The organism is Streptomyces sp. NBC_01460, from assembly GCF_036227405.1.
Classification (GTDB): domain Bacteria; phylum Actinomycetota; class Actinomycetes; order Streptomycetales; family Streptomycetaceae; genus Streptomyces.
The window spans coordinates 358,558-379,338 of record NZ_CP109473.1 but is presented as its reverse complement, the minus strand read 5'-3'; the positions used below and the strand labels follow the sequence as shown (position 1 = coordinate 379,338).

The following is a 20,781-nucleotide window of genomic DNA, read 5'->3' as shown; positions in this document are numbered from 1 at the left end:
CGCGGTGGAGGCTGCTTCCGCGAGCGGCCGGCGGTGTGTACGGGGTTGGGCGGCGCGTAATCGGATCACGGGGTTCTTCCTTCCTCGGGGTGCTGCGCGGCGGAAGCCTCACGCCGACGGGACCGGAGGGTGCCGGGAGGCACGCCGAAGCAGCCGCTGCCGTCGCGGCCCGTGTACAGGGCGGGGGAGTTCCGGAGGATTGACATGTCCAGGGCTAGTCACGATGATGTTACGGCGCTCTTCCATCGATGTAAATGTCGGCGTCGAAGCGGCGGCGGCCAACCAGGGAACGAGGCCATGAAACGCTTTCGCAGTCTGTACGGTGCCGCGGCCCTCGCGCTGTCCGGCGTCCTTCTCCTGGTGATGTCGGTGTCGTCCGCGGAGCCCGCCCGGGCCGAGCAGACCGGCCTCCGGGCGGCGGATCCCAGCGTGCTGAGGGTCGGGAGCACCTACGTCTCGGTGCAGTCCACCGGTGGCGGCATCGCCGTACGGCAGGCCTCGTCGACCGCGGCACTGGCCTCGGCCGCCGCCCGGCAGGTCTGGTCCGACACCCGTGGTCTCGGTGAGGTCTGGGCACCGGAGGTCGTCGTCGACGGCGGCCGCTACTACATCTACTTCTCCGCCGGCCGTGGCGCGGCCCACCGGATGTACGTGATCAGCTCGACCGCGCGGGACAGCGGCTACACCGCCGAGACGAAACTGGCCCTGCCGGACGACAGGTGGGCCATCGACGGGGCCCTGTTCACCTTCAACGGGCAGCGCTGGTTCGTCTGGTCCGGATGGGCCGGTGGCACCAACGTCGAGCAGAACCTCTACATCACCCGGATGAGCAGCCCGACCACACCGACCGGAGCCCGGTACGTCATCTCGCAGCCCAGGGAGAGCTGGGAACGCGTCGTCGGCAACCCGTTCATCAACGAGGGCCCCGAGCCCATCAAGGACCCGAACGGCCAACTGCACATCGTGTACTCGGCCAACGGCAGCTGGAGCGACCAGTACTGCCTGGCCGACCTCAGGCTGCGCGCCGGCGGCGACCCGACCTACGTATGGGACTGGTACAAGTCCAACGGCTGCCTGTTCGGATCCAACCGTGCGACGATGATGGCGGGCTGGGACCCGACGCTGCACGTCAACGGCCCCGGCCACCACAGCTTCGTCCTGCTCGACGGGGACATCGGCACGAGCCCGCCCGCCGGCCCGAAGTTCCCGTCGATGTTCCACGCGGTGCCGAAGGGCACGCCGTACGCGTGGGAGAACCGGTACTGGTACACGGGCACGTTCACCTGGTGGGGCAACAGCACCTACAGCCGCGCCAACGTCCCCGGGCCGAACACCGACACCGGCTGGAGTCTGAAGTTCTTCGAGTAGACCGGAGGCGAGGGGCCGGCGGCGGCAGGTGGGTCAGTCGCTGCCGGCCTCTCTCGCGACACGCTCCAGCCGGCGCCGGTGGTTCGCCCACCATGCCTGATCCTCGCTCGGCAGGTTGTCCGAGCCCTCCGAGTGACCGGCCGTTCCGTCGATGAGCTCCCGCACGATGTCGGCGTGGCCCGCGTGGCGCTGGGTGTCGGAGATCACGCGTACCAGGATGTGGTGCAGGGTCACCTCCGCGCGCTCCTCCGGCCACCACGGGACATGACCGACCGCGTCGAGGGCCAGGGACTCGATCGTGCTGTCGGAGTGCTCCCACGCCGTGCGGTACAAGCCGACGATCTCTTCCCGCGACTCGTCCGCCGTGGCCCACATGTCCGCGTTGGCCCCCGCGTCCTCCGTGTACCACCAGGGCGGTGGCCGCTCGCCGAAGAAGGGCCGCCCGAACGTGTCGCCGAAGTATCCGAGCTCGACGCCGGCGACATGCTTGACCAGGCCCAGCAGATTCGTGCCCGTCGGGGTCAGCGGGCGGCGCACGTCGTACTCCGTGAGTCCGTCGAGCTTCCACAGGAGGGCGTCGCGTCCGTCCTGCAGGTAACGCAGGAGCTCCGCTTTCGGATCCGGTTCGGTCATGCCCGGAAGTCTCGCACCCGGCACCGACAGTCCGGCCGCCGGAGAAGCGGTCCGGTCAGGCGCGGCTCGGCGGAAGGGGAGGGACGTCAGTGGATCTCGGTGCTCCCACCGTTGATGACGATGGCCTGGCCGTCACGAAGGGGCTGATGAGGTGTCCCCGCGGCCCGGTAGAGCTCGGCGACCGTACCCAGAACCTCGCTCTCGGGGTGGCCGGGGGAGTCGATGTGCGGCACCACGACGTAGTCGAGCAGGGCGAGGCCGTCCCGGCGGGCGGGAGCGCCGTAGGCCGCCAGGACCGCTCGAGGGTCGTCGCAGCGTTCCAGACCGTGCAGGTCGGGTGCGAGGACACATGCTCCGGCGCTGTAACCGGCATAGACGATCGCGTCGCGCCGCAGCAGGTCGGTCAGCGCGAGGTCCGCGCCGCTGCGAGCGAGCGCGTGGCGCAGGACGAAGACGTTTCCCCCGCGGACCCAGACCAGCGGGAACCGGCTCAGCGCTTCGGCCGCTCGAGCGGACGGTTCGTCGAAGAACGCCCGGAGGTCCAGTTCGACCGGGCGCAGGCCGAGTGCGGTGAGTGCGTCGATCTCCCGTTCGAGCGCCGCCTGCCGCTCCTCCCCGGGCAGCGCGTCGAGTGCGTTGACGATCACGGCCACCTCGCTCGTGCGGGCCGGTTCGTCCAGGAGCGCCAGCAACCGGTCCGGGGCGTCACCGGTGCGGAACGACGAGAGATACATGCGCATCCGGGAACCGTAGACCGTTCGGCCGCCGCCGACGAGCCAGGGCCCGGAGAACGGCGGACCCGTGGTTACAGCGCCAGAAGGCCGGTGCGGAGCTTGCCGAGCGTCCGTGTGAGGAGACGGGAGACGTGCATCTGGGAGACGCCCAGTTCGGCGCCGATCTGCGCCTGCGTCATCTCCTGGCCGAAGCGCATCTCGATCATGCGGCGCTCACGGTCGTCGAGCTGCTCCATCAGCGGGGCGAGAGCGTGCAGGTTCTCCACGGTCTCCATGGCGGAGTCGGGCTCGCCGAGGATGTCGGCGAAGGTACGGGTCGCCGAGCCCGTGGTCTCGCCGGTGCTCGTCGGCAGGTCCAGCGAGCCCGCGGTGTAGCCGTTCGACGCGATGATGCCCTCGATGACCTCGTCCTCGGTGAGGCCCATGTGCTCGGCCAGTTCCCGCGCCGTCGGGTCACGGTCCAGGAGGGTGGCGAGTTCGTCCTTCGCCTTCGCCAGTTCCACCCGCAGCTCCTGCAGACGGCGGGGGACGTGCACGGCCCATGTGGTGTCACGGAAGAAGCGCTTGATCTCGCCGACGATGTAGGGGACGGCGAAGGTGGCGAACTCGACCTCCCGGGAGAGTTCGAAACGGTCGATGGCCTTGATGAGGCCGATCGTTCCGACCTGGGTGATGTCCTCCATGTCACCGCTGCCCCGGTTGCGGAAGCGGCGCGCGGCGAACCGGACCAGGGAGATGTTCATCTCGATGAGGGTGTTGCGCGCGTACTGGTACTCGTGCGTGCCCTCCTCCAGGACCTGCAGCTGCTCGAAGAACAGCGTCGACAGGGCGCGGGCGTCCTTCGGGGTCACCTTGCCCGTGTCCTCGATCCAGGGCAGTTCCCCGACACGCTCGGGCGACACCTTCGCGGCTGACACGCGGTCAGTCGATATGGTCCCGGCAGTCAGTTCAGCGGTCATTTCGTTCCCACCCTTTGCTCGTGCTGAGCGCGCTTACTGACGAGCCCCTTCCCGGAGTCGGGGGGCCCATGCGTGATGAGGCCAAATTTTCTTGCTGTGTGGAAACAGTTGTCTCCGGACATCGTAGGATGAGCATCACCGGCCACCGGTGCGACCTCTCGGGCGCGCCGCGCTGGATCGGGCACAGGCCCCGTACGCTGGAGGCCGACGGCCGGGGCCCCCTCGGGCGGTCCGGGTCCCGGCGCAGCACGATGAGAAACAGGATCACGTGGACAGATTCGCTGCCGTCGAGCGGGAGCTGCGCAGAGCCGCACCTCACCTGCTCGTCGACGTCGTCACGGCGGCTCTGCGGGAGCAGTACGACGTGGAGAACGTGGAGTTGCGGCTCGCCGACTACGGCATGACCACGCTCCAGGTGGTGTCCGAGGTGCCGCTCGCCGAGCCGGTTGCCGTCCATGACAGCCCGCAGGGGCGGGCGTTCGGGGCCCAGGAGCCCTATGTGGAGCCCCGCACCGCGCCGGGTCCGGCAACCGCGCATCTGCCGGTGACCGTCCGGGGTGACCGGCTCGGTGTGCTCAGCGTCACGTGTCCGGAGGCGAGCTGCTCCAGGGCGGGCCTCGCGGAGATGCAGCAGATCTGCGAGGCGCTCGGCCACGAGATCCTGGTCGCCGAGCGGGACACCGACCTCTATCTTCTCGCCCGCCGCGCCACGCGACTGACCCTGGCCGCGGAGATGCAGTGGCAGCTGCTGCCGGGCCGCTCCGTGTCCCGCCCCGAATTCTCCTTGGGCGCTCATCTGGAGCCCGCGTACGCGATCTTCGGAGACAACTTCGACTGGTCGGTGTCGGCCCACCACCTCACGCTCACCGTCACCAACGGCATGGGCAAGGGGATGGAGGCCGCCCTGTTGACCAATCTGGTCGTCAACGCCCTCCGCAACGCCCGGCGCGCCGGCCTCGACCTTACCGGCCAGGCCAGCCTCGCCGACCAGGCCGTCTACGCCCAGCACCGCGGTGCGCTGTACGCGTCGGTCCTGCTGCTGCGCTTCGACCTGGCCACCGGCGAGATGGAGGCGGTGGATGCCGGGTCCCCCCGCATGTGGCGCCTCAGGGGGCGTGGTGTCGAGGCCGTCGACTTCGACGCGCAGCTGCCGCTCGGCATGTTCGAGGAGACCGAGTACGTCGCGGAGCGGCTCCGTGTGGAGCCGGGCGACCGGCTGCTGATCGGCAGTGACGGTGTCTACGACGGCGCGTCCACGGCCGGGGAGCGGTACGGGGAGCGCGCCTTGGCGCGGTCGCTCTCCGCGCACCGCTTGCTGCCGTCCGAGCAGGTGCCACTGGCCGTGCTGCGGGATCTGCGGGACTACCGGTCCGCCGCGCCGCTGGACGACGATGCCCTCGTGGTCTGCCTCGACTGGTTCGGCCGGCAGTCCTCCACCGGCGATGCGCCCGCTGTGTGAAGTGTGCCGAACCCTCGTCGGCCGGTCGGCCGGTTCTACCCGGTCGACCGCAGGGGTCTCGCTCCGCCGCTGTCCTGTCCCGAGGCCGAAGCCGCGTTACGGAAGGCCCTGAGCCCTTCGAGGAGCGAACGGCGTGCTTTGGTCGGCATGGCGTCGATGGTGGACATCAGTACCTTTTCCCTGCGCATACGCAGATCGACGAGGTATGCCTTGCCGTGACTGGTCAGCCGGAGCTCCAGCTCCCTCCGGCTCACCGGGCTGGGTGCGCGTTCCACCAGGCCGGTGGCCTGCAGGCGGTCGCACAGCCGGCTGACCGAGGGGGAGGCCGATCCCAGGGCCTCGGCGAGCATCCGCAGGTTGATGCCCTCCTCCCGGTCGAGCGTGTACAGCACGCGGAGCTGGGAGGGGGAGACCGGGCCTGTCGGGACGGCGTCGCGGCCGTGCTCCCAGAGGACTTCCAGGAGTTCGACGAACTCGGAACCCTCGCGGGCCATGTCCCTGGACCGGTGGTCGGGTTCGGGGCTCAGGCCCATGTTGATGACACTCCGATCCGGAATCGTCCCACTCGTCCGTCTGGCCACCGGACCGAGCAAACGAGCCGGGCATTTGATGCGCTCGTATGGAAAGCCAGGACAAAGGTTCCGAGGCACGCTGGTCGCCCCGAATATCGTACCCCTGTCAGTCACAGGCTTCGGAGGTCGCGATCGGCCCCGGTATGTTTCCGCATGACAATAGTTGCCATGGGGTACGGTTTTGCAGTCGACCTACGATGCGTGATCTTCCAGCGGTCACCGCCGCTCCTGCCGGGACGGCGACCGCCCACCGGCCTGGAGCACTGACACCCATGACGCACAGCTCGCCCCTCATTCTCACCGTCCGGCACCCGGCGGACTCGATCGCGGTCCTCCACGTCTCCGGTGAGATCGACGTGGACAGTGCGCCTGTCCTGCGGACCAGAGCTCTGGAGCTCATCAGGGAGGGGAGACCGCATCTCGTCCTCGATCTGGCGCCCGTCGAATTCTGCGACTCCTCCGGCCTCAACACCATGATCAGCATCCTGCGCTACGCCAAGGACCGCCACGGCTCCCTGTCCTTGGCTGCCGCGCCACCCCACCTGACGAGACTGCTGGACATCACGGGGGTCGTTCACGTGATACCCACTCTGTCGACCACGGCCGAGGCGCTGCACCGGATCGTGCGGCCCGGTGACTCGGCGGAAGGCCTCGAAACCCCCTGACCGGAGGGGTTCGGCCACGGAGCTCCGCGACGTCGGGTGCGTCGGGGGCGGACCCTCAGGAGGGTGTGCCGGTCCCGCCGCCGAGGGCCCAGGCCTCGATGTCGCCGTAGTGGATCGGTCCGCTGCTCCGGCCGGCATTGCTCCCGACCAGGTGCAGACGTTCGGTGGGCCACCGCAGGCCGCTGAAACCGGCGAGGCCCGCAGCGATCTCCGTGGCCGAGGACCGGTCGCCCCGCCGGGCGCGGGCCAGTGTCAGATGGGGGCGCAGGGGGCGGTCCGGGAAGGCGACGCCGCACCCCCTCACCACGGTGCGCACATCCGCCGCGAGGGTGTGCAGTCCGTCGAGGTCGCCGTCGATCCCGCTCCACACCACCCGGTCGTCGAAGGCTCCACCGCCACGCAAGGCCAGGCGGAGCGGCTGGCGGGCTGCCGCGAGGCCGGCGAGGGGCCTACGGAGGAGCGGCACGGTCACGGCGGGAAGCTCCCCGAGGAACGCCAGGGTGATGTGCCAGTCCTCGATGCGGTTCCACCGCATACGGGGGTGCGTGTCATAGGCGGGGCGCAGCACCCGGGCGAGTTCGTCCTTCGCGTGGTCGGGCGGGGCGAGGGCGATGAACACGCGAACGGTGGCGGACCGGTTCTGTTCGTTCACACCGGACTTCGTACCATCCGGGCCGCCGGGGCGAACGCCCGGGCCCGCACTCCTGTGGCCGGCTCCGGGCCGGAGCGGTCGTGCGATCCCGAGGGCGGGCGAGCGTTCCCCGGACATTCACGATCTCCTCACACGTGGGCCGCGTCCGGGCCGAATCCGCAGGATTGGCTTCCCGGCGTCCATCCGATGCAACAGACGAGGCCCACATGTCCCTGAGGCACACAGCCGCCGCCCTGGCCCTGCTTCCCGCCCTCGCTCTCCCGGCGACCGCGCAGGCGGCCGGAGCTCCCCGCGAGCACGAGCCGGCCCCTCGGTCCGCGTTCGACCTGCAGGCCCACCGAGGAGGCCTCGGGCTGACCACGGAGGAGTCCCTCGAGGGCTTCGGCAAGGCGATACGCCTGGGCGTCAGCACGCTGGAGCTGGACACCCAGATCACCAAGGACCGCCGTGTGGTCGTGAACCACGACCGGCAGGTCAGCGCCCAGAAGTGCCAGGACACCGGTCCGCTGACGCCCGGCGACCCGATGTACCCGTACGTCGGCAAGTACATCAAGGACCTGACCCTCGCCCAGATCAAGAGCATGGACTGCGGCTACCAGCAGCTTCCCGGCCATCCGGAGCAGGAGCAGATCAAGGGCTTCCGCATGGTCGAGCTCAGGGACGTACTCGACCTGGTGAAGAGCTACCGCGCCAAGCGCGTCAAGCTGAACATCGAGACGAAGGTGGAGGCCGGGGCACCCGAGCAGACCGCTCCGCGGAAGCTGTTCGTACGACGCGTCCACGAGGAGATCCACCGGTCCGGCGTCGAGAAGCAGGTGTCCGTCCAGTCCTTCGACTGGGGGGCGCTGAAGGAGATGCACCGGCTCGCGCCGTCCTACCCCCTGGTGGCGCTGACCAACTACGACTTCCTTCAGGTGGGGAAGGACGGAGCGTCCCCCTGGCTCGGAGGGATCGACGCCGACGACTACGACGGTGACTTCGTCAGGGCCGCCGCTTCGATCCCCGGGGTGACCGCGCTGTCCCCGAACTACGGATTCCCGCAGAACGGTACGGTCGCGGACCCCGGATTCCGGTTCTACCCCGACACCCGGATGATCCGTGACGCACACCGGCGTGGCCTGAAGGTCATCCCCTGGACCTGTGACGACCCCGCCACCGTCGAGGCACTCATGGACATGGGGATCGACGGCATCATCACCGACTACCCCGACCGCGTGCGGGACATCATGGCCGCCCGGGGAATGCCTCTGCCCACGTCGTATCCGGCTCCCCGCCACTGACGGCCTCCCGGCCGGGGTGACGCTCGTGGGTCGCTGCCGGACGCGCACTCCGTGGCGCCCCTCGCCGGGGGCGCCCGCCGAAGGGCCTCCGGACAGCCGGTGTTCCCACAGGAACAGACGGGACCGACCGCCTCGGCCTCCGTGCCGATCGCCCGTCTGCTGCTACCGCGACCTGGTCGTACCTCCCTGCGCAGGTTCCCAGGCTGCCGCGCACAGCGACTCGGATACAGCGGATGTGTAGCGGGCGGCGGCGAGCCAGTGGGTGGCGAAGCCGTCGGTGTCGGCGGGGAGGAGGCGGCCGAAGGGGTCGCGTTCCCGTCGGGCCGCCGAGGCACGCAGGACGGCAAGAAGGCCGGCGGCCGTGGGAAGGCCCGCGCGGCGGAGGCGTCGGGTCCCGGCGGAGACGTCGCCGAGCAGGCCGAGGGCGGCGCGGCCCGCGGTCACCGTCTGCTCGACCCGGCGCTCCAGGAGATGCAGGGGCGATCCTGCGCCGGAATCGACGGGCTCGTGCCGGACGGGTTCCACGCGGGCGTCCGGGACGGGCAGGTCCGCGCGGCGCAGCCGGTCGAAGCCCAGATCGATCGTGCCCTCACCGGTGGGGTGCGAGCAGGCGAGGAGGGCGAGCCTCGGGTGGAGCGCCGGTACGAGGCGGCCGATGATCCGCAGACGGGTCCCCGGTGCCGAGGCCAGCAGCATCAGGTTGTCCCGGTGGGCCAGCGCGGGATCGTCGTCGGCGACCGTGAGCCGGACGGCGACGCCACCGTCGCACCACGCGAGCAGACAGGTGCCGCCCGGCTCCCGTACGGTGCCGTGCAGGTCGACGTCGAGGAAGAGCAGATCGCTGCCGCCGCCGTCCGGGTCCGCGTACCGGGAGACGGACCGCAGGGCCCGGGTGGCCTGCTGGAACGGCGGTGTCTCCCACAGGGCGGCGAGCGGCGGCTCCGTCCATGCCGTGCCCCGGGCGGTGACTGCCTTGACGCCCTTCCCCGCACCGAGTCTTCCGTCCGGCGAGACCGTCGCACCCGAGACCGCCAGGCCGGCCCGGCCCAGCTCCCGGTGGGTGAGCGCGCTCTCCCCGAGGCGCACGGCCCGGTCGGCCACGCCCAGGGCGCGCCCGACTCCTCCGGGCGCCACGTCGCCGACCGTGCAGAGCCGGCCGTCGGGTCCGACGACCCAGGTACGGGCGCCGCCGTGCCCCGAGGCGGTGACCACGGGCTCCGTGAACAGTCCGTACAGCCGCAACGAGCCGTCCGGGCTGTACGGGCGGCGTGCCCTGCCCTTGACGGCGTCCAGCTCGTCCCCGGAGGCGCTGCCCAGCCGGTGCGCCGTTCCCAGGAGTTCGGCCAGGGCCGTGACGAGGTCGGCGGTGCGGTAGGACGGGTCCCCGGCGCGGGCCGCGCGCAGCAGTGTGACGACGGACAGCGCGGCGCCCGCGGCGCGCGGCAGGTGCTGGAGCCGGGCGGTGTGCGCGGCGCGGAGGAGTGCCGCTTGGGCGACGGCGCCGGCGCCGTCGACGCCGGCTTCCAGCACGGCGGCGGCCGCCGACCGCAGGGCCTCGGCCGCGGCGCACTGCGCCGGGCTCGCCACATCGGGTGCCGCGTCGGTGCCGGTGTCGGTGGTGACGTGGTGCGGTGCGTGGTCAGGATGCGGTGCGTGGTCGTGGGGTGCGTTGTCGGGATGCGGTGCGGATTCGGTTGCCGTCGCCTCTGGTTGCCCGGCGGCCTCGGCGGGCGGGTCCGCCGCGGGTGCGGCGCAGGCGGCAGCCGCCCGGTGGACACACGCCGGCGAGAGGAGACAGCCACAGGTGATGGCGTCCGCCGTCGCCACCACACCGCCCGGGGCGTGCAGGCGCAGATCGGTCTCGTCGTCTACGGCGATCGTCACGGTGTCCCCGTCCCGGTGCACCGGGCGGGCGGCGAGTTTGGTGACCGCCGCGTCCAGCCGCTTGCGCAGCCGGGGCGAGAGGTCTTCCACCAGGGTGGCCGTGACCTCCGGCGCGACGGCCGGCAACTGGGCGGCGGTCATGTGGTCTTCTCCCCTATCCAGCGGGCCAGTTCGAGTGGGCTGAGTGCTGCCACCGGCATACCTGCGGTCACGAGCTGGCCGGCGACGCCCGTCGAGTAGCGGGGCCGGCCCGCGTCGTCGAGACTCGCGCACCCGAGGACGTGGCTGCCGGTGGCCACCAGGGCCCGCACCTCGGCGAGCAGCCCGCCGAGCGGAGCGCCCTCCTCGAAGTCGCTGATGACGACGACGAGGGTGCGGCTGGGCACCGTGATCAGGCTGCGCGCGTGCCGCAGCCCCGCGGCGATGTGCGTGCCGCCGCCCACACTCACCTCCAGCAGGAGGGAGAGGGGATCGTGCACATGGCCGGTGAGGTCGACGACCTCCGTGGAGAAGGCGAGGAAATGAGTGCTCAGAGTCGGCACCCCGGCCAGCACGGAGGCGGTCAGCGCCGACCAGATCGTGGACGCCTCCATGGATCCGGAGACGTCGGTGACCAGGATCAGGCGCCAGTCGGCCGACCGGCGGGCGCGGCTGCGGAAGACCGGCTTCTCAGGGATCACCTGGACCGTTCCGTCGGCCGTCCGGCGGGCGGTGGCCAGATTGGCGCGCAGCGTGCGCGGCAGGTCCAGCCGGCCTCCGGGGCGGCGGGTGGGCCGGGCCAGCATCGTGCCCGTGAGGGCGGGCCGCAACCGGGTGGCGAGCTGCCGGGTCAGTTCGTCGACCAGGCGGCGGACCAGCGGCCTGAGTGCCGCCAGCCGCGCCTCGGGGAGGCCGCCGGCGTACCGCAGGACCGTACGGAGCAGTTCCACGGAGGGAGTTGCCGCGGCCGGGTCGATCTCGGCGAGGACGTCCTGCCGGCCGGTCGCAGCCGCGGCGGCGAGGACCTCCTCGCGGACCCCGGGGCCGAAGAGCGCGGCCAGCTCCTCGGACCACTCGCGGACGCCGGGGAACGATGCCTCGCGGCCGCCGCCCCGGCCGGGCATGCCGCCGCGGGATCCCTCGCCGCGTCCCGCTCCGTACAGCTCGTCCAGAGCGGTCGCCAGTCGGGCGGCACCGGACGGCAGTTGATCGGGACGTCGCCCGAGGACGAGCCGCCACCGGTCGGCGGGCGCAAGGGTTCGTGCGGGGACGACCGCGTCGGGCGCTGCGGACATGGCCGGCACGGTGGGAGTTGTGCCGGTGACGGACTCCGCGGAGCCGGCTCCGGAGCCGGCTCCGGTGGCGGGCAGCGGCGGCCCGGTGAGGTGGTCCGGCTGTTGCGGGAACCGGTCGTCGTGGGTGGGGGACGGTACGGGCAGGCCGAGGCCGGTCAGGAGTTCGCGGGCCGCGAGGTCGGCGGCCGTCCGGGCCGCCAGCTCGGCAGGGTCGTCGGCGTCGAGGCCGTCCACCTGTTCGCCCAGTCTCTCCTCGACCGTGTCCAGCAGCCGGTCCCGGGCGGCGGGGCTGAGGGTGTCGAAGCCGCCTCTCAGGGCGGGCAGCCGGGCCAGGAAACCAGCGTCGTCCAGCTTGACGACACGGTGCAGCAACGGGTCCAGGGCGGCGACTCCGACGGTCAGGAGCGGGCCCGCCGCCGTCAGTACGCCGGTGAGGCGGGCGGTGAGCGCCGTCCGCGAGGCGGCGTCCACAGCCCCGTCCACCCAGGAGGCGACGCGCACCCCGAAGGCCTCGGCCTCCTCGTGGCCCGTGAGCACCCGGACGGCCCCGGCGGCGGCGGCGATCAGCGGGGTGCCGTCGGCTGCCAGCCGGACGAGGGCGTCGGTGAGCCGGATACCGCCCACCCGGTCGGCGCGCTGAGCCAGTTCGAGCAGGGCGCGGGCGTCCTCGGGCTCCTCCGATCCGGTCAGGCCGTCGACCTGACGAACCGCCGCCGAGGTCAGGAGCTCCGCCGCGTCGGCGATGCGGGCGGTACGGCCGGAGGCCCCGGCAGTCACGGTGGCGGTGGCGTGCGGACGTCCGGTGGTCCCGGGAGCTGACAGGGCGTCAGCAGCACCGGGTGCTTCCGGTGCTTCCGGGGCTTCGGGGGCTTCGGGGGTGGATTCGGGAGATGTCAGGCCCGCCAGGTGGCCCGCGTCGATGCGTTCGAGGAGGCCGAGCCCGGTGAGGATCTCGGGAAGCGTCCCGCTCGAGGGGAGCACCGCCGTCAGTTCCGTGAGCCGTTCGTCGGCCAGGGCGGGGAGTCCGCACTCGGCGGCTTCCGTGAGGCCTCGTACGACCTGGGCGGCCGTGGGGCCGCCTTCCGCACGTTCGGCCGCGTGCCGCTGCCGCAGCACCCCTTCGGCTGCCTGGGCCGGGGTGACGCCGCGGGCTCCGGCCGCGGTGAGCATCGCGGCGGTCGCCGGGGTCCACCGCACCTGCCAGCGGGTCGTCAGTCCTTCCGAGCCCGCGGCACCCGTCACCTCCTGTTCCCGGGCGTAGGGGATACCGCACACCGTCAGCCTGCGCAGCAGCAGTTCGCGACGTGCGTCGAGCGTGGAGCGGGCAGGGTCGAGACGGAGGTCACGCGGCGTCTTCTCGTGCGCGTCCGCCGGACCGGGGAGCGAGAGCGCCGCCGTGTCGGCCTCCACGGCCGGGCCCAGGCCGCTGCGCGGAGCAGCGGGAGCGGGCCGTCCGGTGCGGGATCCGACGAGGACCCGTTCGAGGGCCTGGGCAACGGCGCGGCCCGTGCCGTAGGTCTCGCCCCGCCCGAGCACCGTCTGCACGGCCTCCAGGAGTTCGCCGCGGCCCGGGGCGGGCAGTTCGCGCAGACGCGCCAGGTCCCCGGCGACCCGGACGACCTCCCGGCCGTCCGCCGGGCCGTAGGGGTGGCCCTGTTCACGCAGGGCCGCGCAGACCCGGACCGCGGTGCGGATCAGCGCCTCGTGCAGCGCGGCCGGGGAGCCGGCGGCCTCCAGGACGGTGTGCTGCCACTCCGGGTCCCGGATGCCCGCCGGGTATCCGGACCGTGAGTCGAGGAGTGGATATGTGTACGGGATCAGGGAGACGGTGCACGCCTCCGTCGAAGCGGCGCCGCTCACCCGGCCGTCCGTGCCCGGCTCGCGCGGGGCGGATGTGCCCGGTTCGCGCGGGGCGGACGGGGCGGACGGGTCGGCGGCGCCGGGGGCGGCCGGCAGCAGGGCCGGGGTGTGGAAGGCCCCCACCACCACGGCCGGCCGCTGCCCGCTCGCCAGTGCCTCGGCGACATGCCTACGCATGCAGGCCTCGCGCACCAGGTCCGTGCCGTCCACACCGCCCCGTGCCTCGGCCTCGTACCGCAGCGCCCAGCCGGTGAGGAGGGCGGCACGACGGAGTGCCTCGGGCGTCGAGCCGGGTGCGGGGGCCTCCACCAGCCGGTCCCACAGGTCGTCGCCCTCGCGGCCGGTCAGCCGGGACCGGAGGGCGGCGGACAGTCCGTGTCCCCCTTCTCCTGCGGGCGCGGAGCCGGAGCCCGGGAGGAGTGCGGGGGCGGGAGCGTCCGGCCCGCCCCATGCCCAGGCCCGGTCGGCCAGCGGTAGATCGCAGGCCACGGCAGGCACCCCGTTCCGTGCCGCCCAGCGCAGGGCGACCAGTTCGGGCGAGAAGTCCGCGAACGGATAGAAGGCGGGCCCTCGTTCGCCTCCCGCCGACGCCCCGTCGGCGGTCACGGCGGCCAGCGCCACCGGAGCTTCGGTCTCCTCGTGGGCGAGCCAGCCCAGCCAGGGCTGGAACTCGGCCGGCAGCTCGACGAGGAGGACGTCGGGGGCTGCCTCGTCGAGGAGCGCAGGGAGGGCGGCCGCGAGCGAGGGCGCATGGTGGCGCACCCCGATCAGGAACGGCAGCCCGGGTCCGGCCGCCGCGAGGGCCGCCACCGCGTCCTCCGGGGTGACGGGCCCGGCCTCCCGCATCGCAGGCCCAGCCGTGGCGCCCTGCGGTGCACCGGCGCGTGACGCACCGGTTCCGTGCGGCGAATCAGCGAGGGGCGGCGCCTCGGCGAGGGGCGGCACCCCTGTGGTGGCCCCCATGTCCCTGGTGGTCGACTGGCTCATCGGTCAGCTCTCCAGCACCGAGCGAAGCTCCCACAGGGCACGCCAGGTGGCCGACCCCTGCTCCGCGCGCCGGCGCACCGGCCCGTCCCAGTACCCCAGCAGCCGTGCCGCGTCGGCGGGGTCGTCCTTGCGTACGACGCCGAGCAGATGGCCGGGCAGGAGGGAGAGCACGTCCCGGTCGCCGGGGAAGTAGGCGGTGGCCAGGCCCAGGGCTCCCGCGACGGAGACCGCCTCCGCCGTGCTCATCACCGTGGAGGGACGTTCGACCTCCCAGCCCTCCACGGAACGGCCCTCCCGCAAGTCCCGAAAAGCGGTGACGAGGGCTTCGAGGACCGCGTCGTCCACCTGGTAGGCGGCTCCCGCCCGCTCCACGGCCGCCCGCGACTGGCTCCGTACGAGCGCCGTCTCGGCGTCCACGTCCCCGATCGGGCTCACCGTCTCGAAGTTGAAGCGCCGCTTCAGCGCCGCGGACATCTCCGAGACGCCCCTGTCGCGCAGGTTGGCGGTGGCGATGAGGGTGAACCCCGGGGCGGCGTGCACCTGGGAGCCCTCGCCGCCCGCGAGTTCGGGCACCGCGATCCGCCGCTCGGAGAGCAGCGACACGAGCGCGTCCTGGACCTCCGGCAGGCACCGGGTGACCTCCTCGACGCGGGCGACGGCGCCCCGGGTCATGGCGGTGAGCACCGGGGACGGCACCAGGGCCTGCTCGGTCGGGCCCTGGGCGAGCAGCAGCGCGTAGTTCCAGCCGTACTTGAGCTGGTCCTCGGTGGTGCCCGCGGTGCCCTGGACGGTCAGCGCGCTGGTTCCGCAGACGGCCGCGGACAGGAGCTCGGAGAGCATGGACTTCGCGGTGCCGGGCTCGCCCACCAGCAGCAGTCCGCGCTCCCCGGCGAGGGTGACCACGCACCGTTCGACCAGGGCGCGTTCGCCGACGAACTTCTGCTCGATCACCAGGCGGCGCGGCACCCCGGTGCCGGGCCGGGCGGACTTCGGCAGGCCGAGCGCCTCGCCCGCACTGCCCATCACGAAGGTCACGACGGCGCGCGGGGTCAGCAGCCAGCCGGGAGGGCGCGGCCCCGAGTCGTGGGCGGAGAGGAAGGCCAGCTCGGTGGCGTACCGGTCCTCGGGCAGGGTGACCTGGCGGTTCTGCCTCCCGGTGGCACCGACGGCGGGCGTCGCCCGATCCGGGACCCCGCCCGTGGGGGCGCTGCTGGTGGTGGTCGTCGTGTCGCTCGTCATCGGCGGCGGCCCTTCCGGGGTGCGCGGGTGTCCAGTTCTTCGAAGGCAGGGGCGTCGCCACCCCGGACCCGTGCCCAGGCTGCGGCGAACAGATCGGGCACAGGGACGTCCGGAAGGGTCCGGGCGGACCCTTCCACGGGGTACAGCCGTTCCTTCCAGGTCTCGAGCGGCAGGCCGGGGGCGCCACGCTCCAGCCAGCCGCAGGGGAGGAACAGGGTGCGGCCGGCGCGGGAGCGCTTGGCCTCGACCACGAGATCCGTGGCGGCGAGCTCCGTCCGGGCCTTCTTGATCCGTGCGGGCTTCCACTCGCTCCAGCGGACGCAGTTGCGGTCCGTCGGGTCGGGCAGGGCGAGCAGCATCAGGTACAGGGCTGCTGAGTCGGCGCTCAGCCCGAGGGCCCCGGCGGCCTCGGACACCAGGTCCGGCACCGCGCGCGACGGGTCCTGGCCCGGGTGGTGCGGGGTGCCGTCGGGGGCGCCCGCCGAGACCAGGGCGTCGGCCTCCTTGCCCAGCAGGGTCCGCAGGGCGCGGAGTTCACCTGCCCGGTACTGCGCGACGATGCCCTCGGCCAGCCCGAACGCCGGATCCTCGGGGCCTTCCAGACCGGCCGGGCGGACCAGCAGCTTCTCCTGGGTGCCGTGGCCCGCTGCGAGGAGCAGTGCCGCACCGGCCCGGACCAGGCCGTCGGGCCCGGCGCCGCCGGACTCGGGAAGCTGGTGGGCGGATCGTACGACGGGGCCGATCGAGCTGCCGTCCTCCGTCCAGTCCAGCCCGAGGTCCAGCACCAGGTCCGGGTCGGCGAGGGTGCGGCGCAGTGCCGCGAGCCCGACGGGCAGGTGTGCCCGCAGGGGGTGCCCGTACGGCAGCGTGTAGGCGAGGGTCCGCAGCGCGGTCAGGGCGGAGGAGAGCGAGCCGTACGTGCTCACCCGGCGCAGGCCCGGCCGGCCGGTGCCGTCCTCGACGGGGGAGCCCTGGCCCAGCCATGTCCGGGAGTCCGAGTTGAGGATCAGGTCGACGGCGCCGGGGGTGGTGCCCGACAGGTCGAGGTCCAGCTCCTCCGGGACGCGGACCAGGGAGGCGAGGCGGGCCTGCCAGACCTCGGCAGCGGCCAGGACGTCCGGGCCCGTGGACCAGAGCTCGGCCGGGTCGGCGGGGAGCAGTGCCTGGAGCAGGGCGTGTCGGTCGGCGTGGGGCAGAGCGTCCAGCCTGGCCTGTGCCGCCTCGAAGGCACGGGTCTTCGCCCCGAGCAGCCCCAGCGCCTCTGCGCCCGGCTCGTGGACGGCGGCCGACACCAGGGCTGCCGACTGGAGGGGGCCGATCCCGGTGGCCGTGTGGAAGGCCTCGGCCGCCTCGGGATGCCAGGCTGCCGGTCCCTCCTCCCGTACCAGGGTGGTGAGCCGGGAGAGCCGGTCCCGGGCGATGCCCTGCCGGTGGACGTGCTCGTGGTCCAGGGCGAAACCCGCGACGGGGCCGAAGGCGCCGGTGGGGTCGTGGTCCAGGGCCAGCCAGCGTGCCGAGTCGTCCCGGAAGTTCCGGCCGCGCTCGGCGAGGACCACGACGGTGCGGGCGCCCTTGCGGAACACCTGTCCGAGGCGGTGCACGGCCTCGGAGCGGTGCTGCTGGGGCGTCGCGGGGACGTGCGGCTCGACGAGCGTCACGTGCCGGACCGTGCCCGCCGGGTCCGCCAACGGGCCCGCACCGAGCGTGTCGAGGAGGACAAGGAGGCCGGCTCGGTGTTCGGGCGAGGTGGTCGCCGAGGCGGCCCGGTAGGCCAGTTCGGGCAGCTTGTCGAGCAGGGTGGTCCAGTCCGCGGACTGACCTGGGACGGTGCACTCGTCCCGCTGCCAGCCGTCCACGGCCACGAACGGGACCTTGGACTGCACCGGCGGGCCGAACGCCGGCTCACCGCCGAGGACGTGGTTGACGGCGAGCATCTGCTGGATCACGGTCCATCGGCTCCCGCCTCCCCACCAGCCGCCGTGCATCCGCTCGGTGCCCCAGGCGGTGGCGTGCAGCAGCGTCGTGTCGTCGCCGTGCTCGGGGGAGCGGTCGAAGAACATGCCCTGGGTACGAGCGGTGCTCCGAGGGACGACGGGCCGCGGTGGCTCCAGGTAGCGGGCGGCCGCGACGGCCCTGTCCACCGCATTGCGGACGAGACCGGTGACGCCCGCGAGAAGCCGCGCGTCGGACACCTCGGGCAGCACCCGGGCGACGGCTTCCTCGCTCATCTCACGCGACGAGGGCCCGCTGTAGTCCTTCTCGGCCCGGAACGCCTCCGCATGCCGGGCGACCGCGGCGGCGACCTCGTTGAACAACTCCTCGGCGCGGGAGCCCGTCAAGTCGCGCAGGGCGGCGGAGCCCCGCTCGTCCCTCGGGCGCAGGGCGTGCCAGAAGGCGACGGGAGGGACATAGGGGGTGCCCGCGGCGTCGTTTCCTCCGGAGGAGTCGAGGCGGACGGACCAGAGGCCTCCGCCGATGCCCTCCGTGTCCGCCGGACGGGCCTCGACGAAAGACCCGGCGAGGGCCATGACGGGGCGAGACCCGCCGGGGAGGGTGAGGGCGCCGAGCGGCACGGGGGAGCCGCCGCCGGGCAGCGGGTGCGGCAGGGACACCGTGTGGCCGTCGGGGGTGCCCGCGACGACCCGGTGCCCGTCCGCCGGGGCAGCCACGCCCGGCTCGGCGACCGTACGGCGGACCCAGCGGCCGAGAACCGTGCCGTCCGTGCCGAACGGAGTGGTCTCCAGACCGGGCTGGAGGGGCAGCACCTGGCAGCGCTCGGTGAGCAGCCGGGTGCCGTCCCGCACGCCGGAGCGGAGGAAGGCGGGCAGGGACGCGCGGCCGTGCGTGCCACTGACCGGGTCGTACTCCAGCCACACCTGCTGCGTGCCCTGGTGACCGTCCCGCCAGAGACCCGTCCCGTCGGAGAGGACGGCGCGCTGCGGCGGAAGGGTGGTGTCGCCCGCGTGCAGGGCCTTGCCACCTGTGGCGCGGCCGCCGCCGGGCAGGGGCAGGCAGACCTCGTCCGAGGGTCCGGAGCCGCCCCAGCGGGGGATCTGCTCCCCGCCCACGGTGAACACCTCGGCGGGGCGGTGCGACCAGTAGCCGCGCTGCTTGCCGTCCTCCCACCAGATGACCAGCAGTTCGCCGTCGACGTAACGGAAGGCAGGCGTCCGCCACTGGTCGATGCCGGCGGGCAGCCGCAGGGTGTGCTGCAGCAGAACGCCCTCCGGGCCGACGACGACGGCCCGTTCGAGGGTGTTCAGGATCAGCGCGGGCCAGGCACCGGTCACGCCGACGCCCTCCGACCGGTTGCGCCGCTGCCGCGTGGCGGCGGCCTCCGCGGCCAGCTCGGTGTACGTGTCGTCCAGCGCGGGCCAGCCCAACTCGTCGAGGACACCGGTGCGCAGGGTCGAGGCGAGCAGCGGGACGACGTCATGGCCCTTGAGGAGCCGCACCGCTTCCGGGGCGACCTCGGTGACCACGGCGCTGAACAGCGAGAGCTTGTTGAGGGCGGTCCGCAGCCCCGGAAGTCCTCGCGCGGCCGTGTACTCCTCGGCGCAGGCCGTCAGCCACTCCCGCAGGACCTCGGAGAGCACCGGATGCGCCGCCAGCTTCGCCATGGCGATGTCCCCCAGCCGCTGGCCGCGTCCGTCGCCGAGACTGCCGACGGTCCGGCTCAGCAGGGCACGGAAGACCGGCCGGTCGGCGACAGCGGTGAGATCGCGCGCTCCGGGCGCGGTGTCGCCGAGCCACGGGCCGAGCGCGACGCCAGGATGCTGCGTGCTTCCCGTGTCCTGGGCGTCCGGCTCGGCGACCGGGACGCCGGACGCCAGGCAGAGGTCGAGGAGGTCCAGGTCGGCGGTGCGCTGCCAACGCCCCTGGAACAGCTCGACGGGGCGCCCGTCGGCGCGCAGCCGGTCCGCCATCCGGCCGGTCAGGTCCAGGGTCTGCGGGCTGCGCGCCGCGATCGCGCGGTTGCGACGGCGGTGCGCCTCCCAGCGGGCGAGCCAGTCCGCGGGGGAGACGGAGACGTCACCGGAGGCGGGGGAGCCGGAGGTGTCCGGGAGAGCGGTCAGCAGGTCCTCGGCGCCGGATTCGGCCAGCAGCGCGAGCCATCCGTTCTCACCGTCCGTGTCCCGCCCGCTCTCGCTGAAGGTCTCCGGGAAGAAACCGAGCAGCCGGGCCCGTACGGCCGCATCCCGCCGGGCGAGGGCGACGAGCGCGGAGCGGTAGGCCGTCCAGAACGAGGCGGGGGCGCGGACGATTCCGGGGGAGCCGACCAGATCGGCCACCAGGTCGCGTTCGGCGGCCTCACGGTCCAGCCCGGCGGCCTTGACCAGCGCGCGCACGTCCTGCGGCAGTGCCGCGTACGGTGGCATGCCGGCGGCGCAGCGCTCGACGAGCAGACGGCGGAACTGAGCCCAGGCGTCCGCCGGTGCGAGCCGGGCCACCAGGTCCCGCACGTACTGCCGCAGCGCCTTGACGGTCAGCGCGCCCGCGAAGGCGAACTCGAGGAAGACGGCCCGCTGCCGGTCCTCGTCCACGACCAGGCCGTGCACCCGCTCGGCCTCGCGGGCCTTGCCGAAGAAGGAGGCGGCGTAACTGGTGTTCTCCGCCTGGAGGAAGAGGCGCGCCACCTGCTCGTAGTAGGTGGGCAGGAAGTGGGGCACGGCCCTGCCGAGCCGGGTGCCGAGTGCGTCGAAGCCTTCCTTGGCCGCACCGGCGCGGGTCCTGGCCTGCCGGCCGAGCCGCTCGATGTCCTTGACCAGGGCCAGGGCGTGGTGCCCGTTGGCCGGATCGTTGACCAGGGCCCAGGCCGGGAAGCCGAGCGTCTCGCGGCGCACCTGGCCCACCACGGGGGCCTCGGCGGTCCGGGCCAGCCCGAGGAACTCCAGGGCCAGATCCTCGGCTTCACCGAGTGTGCCGGGCACGAGCCGGACCACGGAGCGGTCGCCGAGGGCGGTGTGCGTGTAGGTGCGGGCGGTCAGCACATCGGCGTCGTCCCGCTCGGTGGAACCGGCGGGGAGGATCGCACCGGCATCCAGCAGTGCCGCGGCGCGCGCCTCGGCGGCGGGGGTGAAGGTGCCCTCACCTCCGGCCTGGGCGGGGAGGGACACATGGTCCGACGCCGTCGTGTCGGATGCGGTCGTGCTCGACGCTGTCATGTTCGCTGCCATCGAATTCGCTGTCGTCGTGGTCGGCGGCGTGATCACGC

General features: G+C 73.0%; 13 protein-coding genes. 4 read left to right on the top strand and 9 right to left on the bottom strand.

What is annotated here, in order from left to right:
• Positions 1-297: 297 nt before the first annotated feature.
• On the top strand, positions 298-1,368 hold the full coding sequence (locus OG488_RS01775; protein ID WP_329225206.1) for a glycoside hydrolase family 43 protein: 1,071 nt from the start codon (positions 298-300) through the stop codon (positions 1,366-1,368).
• Between the two features lie 33 nt (positions 1,369-1,401).
• Here the strand turns inward: OG488_RS01775 and OG488_RS01770 are convergent, their stop codons facing one another.
• From OG488_RS01770 to OG488_RS01760, 3 genes are all read right to left on the bottom strand, one after another.
• Complete coding sequence (locus OG488_RS01770; protein ID WP_329225204.1) at positions 1,402-2,001, bottom strand: DinB family protein; 600 nt, start codon at positions 1,999-2,001, stop codon at positions 1,402-1,404.
• Positions 2,002-2,087: 86 nt separating this feature from the next.
• Positions 2,088-2,741 (bottom strand): Type 1 glutamine amidotransferase-like domain-containing protein, encoded by a 654-nt coding sequence (locus tag OG488_RS01765; protein WP_329225202.1) that lies wholly within the window; start codon positions 2,739-2,741, stop codon positions 2,088-2,090.
• Positions 2,742-2,806: 65 nt separating this feature from the next.
• The gene (locus tag OG488_RS01760) at positions 2,807-3,694 is read right to left on the bottom strand and encodes a SigB/SigF/SigG family RNA polymerase sigma factor (protein ID WP_329225200.1); all 888 of its coding nucleotides are present in this window, start codon (positions 3,692-3,694) and stop codon (positions 2,807-2,809) included.
• Between the two features lie 268 nt (positions 3,695-3,962).
• Between OG488_RS01760 and OG488_RS01755 the strand changes: the two genes are divergently transcribed.
• The gene (locus tag OG488_RS01755) at positions 3,963-5,153 is read left to right on the top strand and encodes a PP2C family protein-serine/threonine phosphatase (RefSeq protein ID WP_329225198.1); all 1,191 of its coding nucleotides are present in this window, start codon (positions 3,963-3,965) and stop codon (positions 5,151-5,153) included.
• Positions 5,154-5,188: 35 nt separating this feature from the next.
• Here the strand turns inward: OG488_RS01755 and OG488_RS01750 are convergent, their stop codons facing one another.
• Positions 5,189-5,686, bottom strand: coding sequence for a MarR family winged helix-turn-helix transcriptional regulator (locus OG488_RS01750; protein ID WP_329225196.1), 498 nt, complete (start codon positions 5,684-5,686; stop codon positions 5,189-5,191).
• Between the two features lie 311 nt (positions 5,687-5,997).
• Between OG488_RS01750 and OG488_RS01745 the strand changes: the two genes are divergently transcribed.
• Positions 5,998-6,390 carry an STAS domain-containing protein gene (locus tag OG488_RS01745; protein WP_329225194.1) on the top strand — a complete coding sequence of 131 codons (393 nt, stop codon included), beginning with the start codon at positions 5,998-6,000 and terminating at the stop codon, positions 6,388-6,390.
• A gap of 55 nt (positions 6,391-6,445) precedes the next feature.
• On the opposite strand, the gene thpR is transcribed toward OG488_RS01745, so the two are convergent.
• Positions 6,446-7,042 (bottom strand): RNA 2',3'-cyclic phosphodiesterase, encoded by a 597-nt coding sequence (gene thpR, locus OG488_RS01740; RefSeq protein ID WP_329225192.1) that lies wholly within the window; start codon positions 7,040-7,042, stop codon positions 6,446-6,448.
• A 206-nt stretch (positions 7,043-7,248) separates the two neighbouring features.
• Here thpR and OG488_RS01735 point away from each other — a divergent pair, with 206 nt between their 5' ends.
• On the top strand, positions 7,249-8,322 hold the full coding sequence (locus OG488_RS01735) for a glycerophosphodiester phosphodiesterase family protein (protein WP_329225190.1): 1,074 nt from the start codon (positions 7,249-7,251) through the stop codon (positions 8,320-8,322).
• A 162-nt stretch (positions 8,323-8,484) separates the two neighbouring features.
• On the opposite strand, the gene OG488_RS01730 is transcribed toward OG488_RS01735, so the two are convergent.
• From OG488_RS01730 to OG488_RS01715, 4 genes are read right to left on the bottom strand one after another with little or no spacing between them, the layout of a single operon-like run.
• Positions 8,485-10,347: a hypothetical protein gene (locus OG488_RS01730; RefSeq protein WP_329225188.1), complete on the bottom strand. Its 1,863-nt coding sequence runs from the start codon at positions 10,345-10,347 to the stop codon at positions 8,485-8,487.
• Positions 10,344-14,327: a DUF5682 family protein gene (locus OG488_RS01725; RefSeq protein ID WP_329225186.1), complete on the bottom strand. Its 3,984-nt coding sequence runs from the start codon at positions 14,325-14,327 to the stop codon at positions 10,344-10,346. The genes OG488_RS01730 and OG488_RS01725 overlap by 4 nt, the downstream gene beginning before the upstream one ends.
• Before the next feature lie 3 nt (positions 14,328-14,330).
• Entirely contained in the window at positions 14,331-15,566 is a 1,236-nt protein-coding gene (locus OG488_RS01720; RefSeq protein ID WP_329225185.1) for an ATP-binding protein, read from the bottom strand.
• Positions 15,563-20,731 carry a hypothetical protein gene (locus OG488_RS01715; RefSeq protein ID WP_329238353.1) on the bottom strand — a complete coding sequence of 1,723 codons (5,169 nt, stop codon included), beginning with the start codon at positions 20,729-20,731 and terminating at the stop codon, positions 15,563-15,565. The genes OG488_RS01720 and OG488_RS01715 overlap by 4 nt, the downstream gene beginning before the upstream one ends.
• Between the last annotated feature and the right edge of the window lie 50 nt (positions 20,732-20,781).